The sequence below is a fragment of the Corallococcus aberystwythensis genome (assembly GCF_003612165.1).
Taxonomy (GTDB): domain Bacteria; phylum Myxococcota; class Myxococcia; order Myxococcales; family Myxococcaceae; genus Corallococcus; species Corallococcus aberystwythensis.
Window position 1 is genome coordinate 1 of sequence record NZ_RAWK01000332.1, and the last position, 9,509, is coordinate 9,509.

6 protein-coding genes are annotated in these 9,509 nt (G+C 71.7%); 4 read left to right on the plus strand and 2 right to left on the minus strand.

Annotated elements, in window-relative coordinates; all coding sequences use genetic code 11:
* The first annotated feature begins 226 nt into the window (after nucleotides 1-226).
* The 4 genes from D7W81_RS36335 to D7W81_RS36350 all read left to right on the plus strand — a co-directional run bounded on the left by D7W81_RS36335 (nucleotide 227) and on the right by D7W81_RS36350 (nucleotide 6,466).
* Nucleotides 227-1,168, plus strand: coding sequence for a vWA domain-containing protein (locus D7W81_RS36335; protein WP_120559963.1), 942 nt, complete (start codon nucleotides 227-229; stop codon nucleotides 1,166-1,168).
* The gene (locus tag D7W81_RS36340; protein WP_120559964.1) at nucleotides 1,168-2,148 is read left to right on the plus strand and encodes a vWA domain-containing protein; all 981 of its coding nucleotides are present in this window, start codon (nucleotides 1,168-1,170) and stop codon (nucleotides 2,146-2,148) included. Before D7W81_RS36335 ends, D7W81_RS36340 begins: the two co-directional genes overlap by 1 nt.
* Before the next feature lie 19 nt (nucleotides 2,149-2,167).
* Nucleotides 2,168-4,885 (plus strand): heavy metal translocating P-type ATPase, encoded by a 2,718-nt coding sequence (locus tag D7W81_RS36345; protein WP_120559965.1) that lies wholly within the window; start codon nucleotides 2,168-2,170, stop codon nucleotides 4,883-4,885.
* Between the two features lie 168 nt (nucleotides 4,886-5,053).
* Nucleotides 5,054-6,466 carry an L-serine ammonia-lyase gene (locus D7W81_RS36350; RefSeq protein WP_120559967.1) on the plus strand — a complete coding sequence of 471 codons (1,413 nt, stop codon included), beginning with the start codon at nucleotides 5,054-5,056 and terminating at the stop codon, nucleotides 6,464-6,466.
* Nucleotides 6,467-6,487: 21 nt separating this feature from the next.
* Here the strand turns inward: D7W81_RS36350 and D7W81_RS42130 are convergent, their stop codons facing one another.
* Nucleotides 6,488-6,763, minus strand: a complete 276-nt coding sequence (locus D7W81_RS42130; RefSeq protein ID WP_147445754.1) for a hypothetical protein — start codon at nucleotides 6,761-6,763, stop codon at nucleotides 6,488-6,490.
* A gap of 70 nt (nucleotides 6,764-6,833) precedes the next feature.
* A complete protein-coding gene (locus tag D7W81_RS36355; protein WP_120559966.1) occupies nucleotides 6,834-9,506 on the minus strand; it encodes a protein kinase domain-containing protein in 2,673 nt (890 codons plus the stop codon).
* Between the last annotated feature and the right edge of the window lie 3 nt (nucleotides 9,507-9,509).

Below are 9,509 nucleotides of genomic sequence, written 5' to 3' on the forward strand. Positions count from 1 at the left end.
GTCCGGCACCCGCCGCGCCCCCGGCATCCACCCAGTCCACATGGCAGGCGGACTTCGGCCCGGCTCCGGCCGCGCCCGCCCGTCCGGCCCCCAAGCAGCAGGAGAAGGCGCCTGCCCCGCCCGGCAAGAAGCCGGACTGGATGAGCGACTTCGAGGACTGACCCCTCCCCGTTTGCGGAGCTCGCACTCCGGGCGATAGCGTTTTCACCCTCCAGAAAGGCAGACCATGGGACACGAGAAGCCGATCGAACCGTTTTCGGACCTGCACCGCGAAGGGGACCGCGTCCGCGCGGTGCTGCTGCACGACCCCACGGTGGAGGGCCTGGACATGGCCATCTACATGGACGCGTCCGGCAGCATGCGGGAGGAGTACGCCTACAAGGCGGAGCAGCGCACCTTCCTGGAGTGGCTGCGCGGCGCGCCGATGAAGGAGGCCTCCAACGACGTGGAGCCGCAGGTGCGGTGGATGCTGGAGTACCTGGCCACCAAGGACCGCAACGGCCTCTTGCGCGTGGCCTACTGGGCCTGTGGCACCAACGGCCGCCAGGTGGAGCCCGTGGGTGAGCTCAAGGGCACCGACGTGAAGCAGTACAAGTTCCCCGGCGCCAAGCAACTGGGCGGCTTCACGTACCTGGAGCCCGCGCTGCGCGACTACGTGAAGTATCTGGAGGAGCAGGTGAAGGTGGGCGCCAAGCGGGGCTGCGCCATCATCGTCACCGACGGCCGCCTCCACGACGCGGAGGCCGTGGAGAAGTTCTCCGCTGAGGTGGCGAAGAAGATCGCCGCCGGGCGTCTGCCGCGCATCAACTTCGTGCTGGTGGGCGTGGGTGACGACATCGACGAGGAGCAGCTGGAGCACATTGCCCACGCGGAGTTCCCGGGCGTGGGGCACCTCTGGTGCCACCGCATCGCGAAGGAGATCACCCAGGTCGCGGAGCTGGTCGCCGTGCTGGTGGACGAGACCATGACGGTCGCCGCCGGTGGCACCATCTACGACGACAAGGGCACGGTGCTGAAGACGTACGAGGGCCGCCTGCCCGCGGTGCTGGAGTTCGACGTGCCGGAAGAGGCCAAGAGCTTCACGCTGGAGGTGAATGGCCAGCGCTACACCCAGCCGCTCCCCGACGAAGAGCACCACGACGAGGACGAAGACGAGGACCACCACTGATGGCCGGCCACGAAGTCATCAACCGCCCCTTCTCCGACGTCCACCGGATGGGCAACAAGGTCGTCGCGACGCTCTTGCACGACCCCACCGTGGAGGGCCTGGACGTGGCCCTCTACATGGACGGCTCCGCGAGCATGGAGAACGCGTACGGGCCGCGCGGCATCCTGGCGAAGCTCGCCCCGGTGAAGAACCAGGTCGAGCCGCAGATGCAGTGGATGCTGGAGTACCTGGCCAACAAGGACCGGGACGGCAAGGTGCGCGTCACCTACTGGGCGTCCGGCGACGGCACCCAGCTGGAGATGGTGGGCGACCTCACGGGCCCGCAGGCCAAGGGCTACCGCTTCCCCGGGCCGCGCTCCTACGGCAAGGCCACGGTGATGCTGCCGGTGCTGCGCGACTTCGTGGCGCACATCAAGCAGCAGGTGGGCGAAGGCGCCAAGCGGGGCCTGGCGGTCATCATCACGGACTCGCAGATCAACGACGCCCATGACGTGACGGCCTACGCCACCCAGGTGGCCAAGGAGATCGCCTCCGGCCGGCTGCCGCGCATCAACTTCGTCTTCATGGGCGTGGGCGAGCACGTGGACGAGGAGCAGATGGAGGAGATCTCCCATACGACCTATCCAGGCGTGGGACACCTCTGGTGCCACCGCCACGCGGACCGCATGGAGGAGATGGCGGAGCTCGTGGCCGTGCTGGTGGATGAGACGATGACCGTCGCCGCCGGAGGCACCGTCTACGACGACAAGGGCGCGGTGCTGAAGACGTACGAGGGCCGCCTGCCCGCGGTGCTGGAGTTCGACATCCCTCCGGAGTGCAAGCGCTTCACGCTGGAGGTCGCCGGCCAGCGCTTCGACCAGCCCGTCCCGGAAGAACACGAGGACGAGGACCACCACGACGAGGACGAGGACGAAAAGCCCCAGGCGGCACCGCCTCCGGCCGCCGCGCCCTCGCACTCACGCCGCGGACACCGCCACTAGGGCGTCAGGAAGACAAGCCATGTCGGAGCAGAAGAAGAGCGGGTCGCGGTTCGGCGCGTTGAACATCAAGGGCCTCAAGGAGGCGCAGCCCGGCGGCAACGTCGTGCAGCGCCATGTCCACGGCCCGGGGTGCAACCACGACCACGGGCATGACGGTCATGACCACCACGGCCATGACCACGGGCACGCGCATGCGCACGGCGAGCCCCACGTGCACGGCCCTTCCTGCTCCCATGGCCACGACCACGGGCATGACCACCATGGGCATGACCACCACGGACATGCCCACTCCCAGCGCGTCATCCGTCCGCCGGCGCACCGTCCGGCGGAAGGGGGCGGCGCCGCGCTCCAGCTGGATTTGGAGGGCACGCTGCCGGGAGAGACGGACGACCAGGGCCGCTTCGCGCGGCTGGAGGCGGCCCTGGAGTCGCAGCACGGCATCACCGACGTGCACCTGCGCCGCGACGCGGGCTACGCGGAGGTGTGCATCCACTACCAGCCGTCGCTGGTGAGCGTGTCGAAGCTGGTGACGCTCGCGCAGCAGACGGGCGCGCAGGTGGCCTCGCGCTACCTGCACCACACCTGGTTCGTGCGCGGGATGGACTCCGCGGACGCGGCCCAGGTCATCGAGCACGCCGTCTCCAGGATGAAGGGCGTGCTCACCGCCAGCGTCGCGTACGCCAGCGAGCGCCTGGTCATCGAATACGACAAGGAGGACCTGAAGCTTCCGGACGTGGAGGCCCGGGTGAAGGCGCTGGGGTACGGGCTGGAAGTGCCCATGGCGGGCCATGCCTGTTCGCACCACGCGCACGGCGGAGGCCTGGCGCCGCTGCTGGAGCTGCCCCTGGTGGTCGCCTCCGGCGTGCTGCTGGCGGCGGGCTTCGTGGTGGAGCACTTCCAGCTGGCGCCGCCGCTTGTGGCCACGGTGCTCTGGGCGCTGTCCATGGCGAGCGGCGGCTTCTTCGCCATCCGGGGCTCGGTGCAGTCCATCGCGCAGCTGCGCATCGACATCGAAACGATGATGGTCGTGGCGGCGCTGGGCGCGGCGGTGCTCGGCGCGTGGTTCGAGGGTGCGTTCCTGCTCTTCCTCTTCAGCGCGGGCCACGCGCTGGAGCACCGGGCCATGGAGAAGGCGCGCCGCTCCATTGAAGCGCTGGGCCAGCTGCGCCCGGAGGTGGCGCGCGTGCGCCGGGGCTCGGAGGTGGTGGAGGTGCCGGTGGCGGACGTGGCGCGCGGTGAGCGCATCGTCGTGCGCCCGGGTGACCGCGTCCCGCTGGACGGCATCATCCGCGAGGGCAAGAGCTCCCTGGACCAGGCGGCCATCACCGGCGAGTCCATGCCGGTGGCGCGCAAGCCGGGCGACGAGGTGTTCTCCGGCACCATCAACTGCGAGGCGGCGCTGGAGGTGGAGGTGACGCGCCTGTCGTCCGAGTCCGTGCTGGCGCGCGTGGTGGACATGGTGGCGCAGGCGGAGGCGCAGAAGGGCAAGCGGCAGCGCTTCGCCCAGCGCCTGGAGCGCACGGTGGCGCCGCTCGTGATGGCGGCGGCGGTGCTGTTCCCGGCGGTGCTGGTGCTGACCGGCACGCCGATAAAGGACGCGGTACTGCGCGCGGTGGGGCTGCTGGTGGCCGCGTCGCCGTGCGCGCTCGCCATCTCCACGCCGTCCGCCGTGCTCTCCGCCGTGGCGGCGGCCGCGCGCGGCGGCGTGCTCATCAAGGGTGGCATCTACCTGGAGCTCCTGAGCGGCATCCGCGCCATCGCCTTCGACAAGACGGGCACGCTCACCGTGGGCCGCCCCCGGCTGCTCACGACGTGGGCCGCGCCGGGCGTGACGCGCGAGGAACTGCTGGGCACCGCGGCGGGCGTGGAGGCGCTGTCCGCGCACCCGCTGGCCAAGGCGGTGGTGGACGGCGCCGCCGAGGCGCGCGTCGCCGTGCCCGTGGGCCGCGACCTGGAGGCCATCCACGGCCAGGGCATCCGCGCGAAGGTGGGCGACGAAGCGGTGGAGGTGGGCAGCGTGGCCCTCTTCGCGGGCGAGGCCCTTCCTCCGGAGGTCGCCGCCGAGGTGACGCGGCTGGAGGAGGCGGGCCAGACGACGATGGTGGTGCGCCGCGCGGGCCGCTACCTGGGCGTGCTGGGCGTGGCGGACACGCTGCGCGGCGGCGCCCGGCAGGTGGTGCAGGCGCTGAAGGCGGGCGGCATCGAGCGCACGGTGATGCTGTCCGGCGACAACGCGCTCGTGGCCCGCTCCATCGCGCAGCAGGTGGGCCTGGACGAGGCGAAGGCGCCGCTGATGCCCGCGGACAAGGTGACGGCGGTGAAGGACCTGGGCCGCACGCACCCGGTGGCCATGGTGGGCGACGGCGTCAACGACGCGCCCGCGCTGGCCGCCGCGGCCGTGGGCGTGGCCATGGGCGGCGCCGGAAGTGACGCGGCGCTGGAGACGGCGGACGTGGTGCTGATGAGCGACGACCTGGCGAAGCTGCCCTTCGCGCTGGAGCTGTCCAAGCGGGCCACGGCCGTGATGAAGCAGAACCTGGTCATCGCGCTGGGCGTGAGCGCGGTGCTCGTCGTCGCCGCCGTGCTGAACCTGACGAAAATCAGCCAGGCGGTGGTGCTCCACGAGGGCAGCACGCTGCTCGTGGTCTTCAACGGCCTGCGCCTGCTCGCCTTCCGGCCGAAGACGCCCGCCACGCCGCCCCAGCCCGCCACGGGCCCGCAGCCCGCCGCCGGTTAGCCCGGACGCGTCATGCTTGGGATGGCAACTTCCCCCACGCCCAGAGGGGGAAGCGCACGCGCGACGTGTCGCCTTGCGGCCTGCATGACTTGAACTGGATGCATGCAGCGCGTCGTGAGCGGGGTGTGACAGGCGGCGTGCGTTGGACATGGCATGGTGGGTTCATCCATGTCCGTCAGCGTCTTCGACCTCTTCAAGATTGGAATCGGCCCCTCCAGCTCGCACACGGTGGGCCCCATGCGCGCGGCCCGCATGTTCGTGGTGGGCTTGTCGGACGCGGGGCTCCTGGAGCGCGTGACGCGGCTCAAGGTGGAGCTGTTCGGTTCGCTGGGCGCGACGGGCAAGGGGCACGGCAGCGACAAGGCCGTGCTGCTGGGCCTGCGCGGCGACACGCCGGAAGACGTGGACGTGGAGCTGGTGCCGTCCATCGTCGCGCACTGGCGCGCGGAGGGGCGCGTGTCGCTGCTCCAGCGGCTGGTGCTGCCCTTCCGCGACGGCGAGCACCTGGTGATGCACAAGCGCAAGGTGCTGCCCTACCACCCCAACGGCATGCGCTTCACCGCGACCGGCGAGGGCGGCGAGCAGCTGGCCTGCCGCATCTACTATTCGGTGGGCGGCGGCTTCGTGGTGGATGAGCAGGCGACGGCAGGCGCGGATCCGCTGCGCGCGGAGAACGCGACACTGCCCCTGCCCTTCAAGTCCGCGGCGGAGCTGCTCACGCACTGCGAGCGGGAGCGGCTGCCCATCAGCTCGGTGATGCTGCGCAACGAATTGACGCTGCGGAGCGAGGAGGCCATCCGCTCGGGGCTGCTGCGCATCTGGGAGGTGATGCAGGCGTGCGTGACGCGCGGGTGCACCACGGGGGGCATCCTGCCCGGCGGTCTGAAGGTGGAGCGGCGCGCGGCGGCGATGTACCAGCGGCTCATCAGCCGGCCGGAGGCGGGGCTCACCAACCCGCTGACGGTGCTGGACTGGGTGAACCTGTACGCGCTCGCGGTGAACGAGGAGAACGCGGCGGGAGGGCGCGTCGTCACCGCGCCCACGAACGGCGCGGCGGGCATCATCCCGGCGGTGCTGCACTACTACTGGCGCTTCGTGCCGGGAGCGAACGCGGACGGCGTGGTGCGCTTCCTCCTCACGGCGGGCGCCATTGGGGCGCTCTACAAGGAGAACGCGTCCATCAGCGGCGCGGAGGTGGGCTGCCAGGGCGAGGTGGGCAGCGCGTGCTCGATGGCGGCGGGGGCGTTGGCGGAGGTGCTGGGCGGCACGCCGCTGCAGGTGGAGAACGCGGCGGAGATCGCCATGGAGCACAACCTGGGGCTCACCTGCGACCCCATTGGCGGGCTGGTGCAGGTGCCCTGCATCGAGCGCAACGCGATGGCGTCCGTGAAGGCCATCAACGCCGTGCGCATGGCGCTGTCCGGCGACGGGCGGCACTTCGTGAGCCTGGACAAGGTCATCAAGACGATGCGCGACACCGGCCGCGACATGAAGGACAAGTACAAGGAGACCGCGCGCGGCGGACTCGCGGTCAACGTCCTGGAGGTCGCGAACCTCAGCGTCGGCCTGCCGGAGTGCTGAGGACTCCAGCGGCCTGAAGCGCTACCGCCCGCGCACGTGCTCCATGCGCGGCGGCCCCAGGCCGCAAGACTTCGCCACCGGCCCGGCCACGCCTGCCGCCCCGCGCTTGCCACCGCGCTGCGGGTACAGGCCGCGAACCTTCGTGACCGGCGCGGCCACGCCTACCGCCCCGCGCTTGCCACCGCGCTGCGGGTACAGGCCGCGAACCTTCGCGACCGGCGCAGCCACGCCTACCGCCCCGCGCTTGCCACCGCGCTGCGGGTACAGGCCGCGAACCTTCGAGACCGGCGCAGCCACGCCTACCGCCTGCACGGCTCCGTGCGAGCGGACTCGGGCTGCTGCCCCGCGGCACCAGGTACGGCCACGCCTACCGCCTGCGCTTGCCACCGCGCGCGCCGGACACCGGCACGGCCTTCACCACTGGCGCGGGCCGGGCGGAGAGCCAGGCCTCCACCTCCTTCGACTGCGCCGTGCGGCCCGCGGACGTGAAGCGCGCGAGCGCCTGTGACGCCGCGTCGCGCGCCTCCGCCTCCGCGCCTTCCTTCCACAGCGCCTGCGCGAGCGCGAAGCCGGACTCGCCCAGCGAATCCTCCTGCGCGTCCTTGAAGGACAGCGCCTGCTTCAGTGAGGCAACCGCCTCACGCGTGCGGCCCAGGCCCAGCAGCGCCTGCCCCACGCCGTCCAGCGAGTAGTAGACCAGCTCGTCGTCCGGCCCCAGCTTCGCCTGCTTCACAGCCAGCGCTTCCTCGTAGTCCCGCAGCGCCTCCGGGTAGCGCTTGAGCGCGAGCAGGCTCATGCCCTCCTCGTCCAGCGCCTCCGCCAGCTTCACGCTCTGCGCGCCCAGCAGCGTGCGGTGCAGCGCCACCGACACCCGCGCGTGCTCCAGCGCCCCGGCGAAGTCCCGCTGCTCGCGCAGCGCCATGGACAGCGCCTGGTGCCTTCGCGCCGTGTCCAGGTGCACGGGCCCCATCGCCTTCTCTGTCTGGGCGAGCGCGTCCTTCAGCACCGTCACCGCCCGCGCGCTCTTGCCCGTCTCCAGCAGCGTGCGCCCCAGCGTGAACGCCACTCGCGCCCGCTTGGGGTGCCCCTCCGGCAACGCCTTCGCCAGGAGCCCCGACGCCTGCTCCAGCAGCTTCAGCGCTTCGTCCGAGTGGTCCTGCATCAACGCGAGGTTGGCCTCGTTCACCTTGAGGTCGCTCTCCAGCACCGCGTCGCCGCCCACGCGCTTCAACGTCGCCTCGCCCAGCCGGCCCCAGCGCTGCGCGAGCGCGAATTGATCCTGCTCCCCGTCCACGTAGAGCAGCTTGTTCATCACCGACACCGCCAGCCGGTCCGCCCGGCCGGCCTCCGCGTCGTAGAGGGCCTGCTCCAGCACCGCGCCACCCGCGGCCTTGTCGCCCAGCACCGCCTGCGCCCAGCCCAGGTGGAAGCGCAGCTCCGCCATCAACGGCAGGTAGCCCGTGGCCAGCACGCGCGCTTCGGCCCCCTTCGCCAGCTCCAGCGCCTTGGGCATCCGGCTCAGGTCCACCCGGGCCTTCACCTCCGCCAGCTGCCCCTCAAGCGACTCCAGTTCCGCGCGCTTCGCCGGGTCCGCGGGCCGGGGCTGCAGCTCCGTGAGAGACTCCACGTCCGAGCAGTCTCCCGGCGCGGGCAGCGCGTAGGCGGCGTCCAGCGACTTGTCCACCAGCGCCACGTCCGCCGTCTGCAACGTGGCCACCAGCGCGCCCAGGTCCTTGCGCCGCCGCTCCAGGCACACGAAGCGCTGGGACAACAGCTCCTCTGTCTGCACCTCGCGCACGCGCGTGTCCTCGCACGCCACCGTGTGCTGCTTCGCCCACTCCGCGCCGTAGCCGTCCAGTACCTCGCCCACCCGGCGCGCCATGTCCTGCGCCACCGGGCTCTTCGTCGCGAGGAACGCCTGCGTCACCTTCTCGCGAGCGTCCGGCCCCCAGCGCTCCGCCACCAGGGCCGCCGCGCCCTCGCATACGTTGGAGCGCGACCACGCCACCCCGCCCGCCACGCCCAGCACGACCGTGGCCGCCACGGCCGCACCCGCGCGGCGCTGAAGCAGGGCCCGCCGCTCCCGCTGCCCCAGCACCGTCAACAGCTCCGCCATGGAGCGGAACCGGTCGCGAGGCTCCAGCGACAGCCCCTTCATCAGTGCGCGGCGCACCCAGGCCGGCACCTTCGAGTCGCGCGGCGGCTCCAGGATGGGCGAGGGCGGCAGCACCTGCACCGCCGCGGCCTCCGTCACGCCCGGCTCGTCATCCGCCCCGCCCCGGGCTCGCAGCTGGGACGCCACCCGCGACAGCTCGTCCGGGTCGAACGGGCGGATGCCATACAGCGCGCGGTACAGCGCCGCGCAGAAGCTGAACTGGTCCGACCTCGAGTCCAGCAGCTCGCCCCGGAACTGCTCCGGCGACATGTACGCGGGCGTGCCCATCACCAGGCCCGCCTGCGTGAGCTGCGAGTTCAGCGGCGAGTCGTCCCCCACCGGCCGCGTGTGCTCGCCGTCGTCATCGTCGTCCGCCGCCTCGCCCATGGGCCGCGCCAGCCCGAAGTCCGTGACGTAGACGCGCCCGTCCTTGCCCACCAGCACGTTGGCCGGCTTGAAGTCGCGGTGCACCAGCCCCGCCGCGTGCGCCGCCTCCAGGCCCCTGCCCGCCGCCAGGTACTTGTCCAGCAGCTCCTGCCACGTCTGGGGCTTCGCCTTCGTCCAGTCGCGCAGCGTGCCGCCGTCCACCAGCGCCATCGCCACGTAGATCTGCTGATCCCACTGCCCCACCTCGAACACGGGGATGACGTTGGGGTGGGAGATGCGCGCCATGGCCTGCGCCTCGCGCAACAGCCGCGCCCGCCCCTGCTCCAGGTCCTCGTGGCCGCCCTTCACCCGCAGGAGCTTCAGCGCCACCTTGCGGTCCAGGTCCGGGTCATAGGCGGCGTACACCACCCCCATGCCCCCCTGCCCCAGCACCTTCAGCGGAACGAACCGGCCCACCTGCCGCTGTCCCTTATACCCATCTCCGAGCCCACGAGACATGCG

Bases quoted from the DNA above. Each gene is read 5' to 3' on its own strand.
- D7W81_RS36335 (WP_120559963.1), top strand. From the start codon at position 227: ATGGGACACGAGAAGCCGATCGAACCGTTTTCGGACCTGCACCGCGAA.
- D7W81_RS36345 (WP_120559965.1), top strand. From the start codon at position 2,168: ATGTCGGAGCAGAAGAAGAGCGGGTCGCGGTTCGGCGCGTTGAACATC.
- D7W81_RS36340 (WP_120559964.1), top strand. From the start codon at position 1,168: ATGGCCGGCCACGAAGTCATCAACCGCCCCTTCTCCGACGTCCACCGG.
- D7W81_RS36350 (WP_120559967.1), top strand. From the start codon at position 5,054: ATGTCCGTCAGCGTCTTCGACCTCTTCAAGATTGGAATCGGCCCCTCC.
- D7W81_RS36355 (WP_120559966.1), bottom strand. From the start codon at position 9,506: ATGTCTCGTGGGCTCGGAGATGGGTATAAGGGACAGCGGCAGGTGGGC.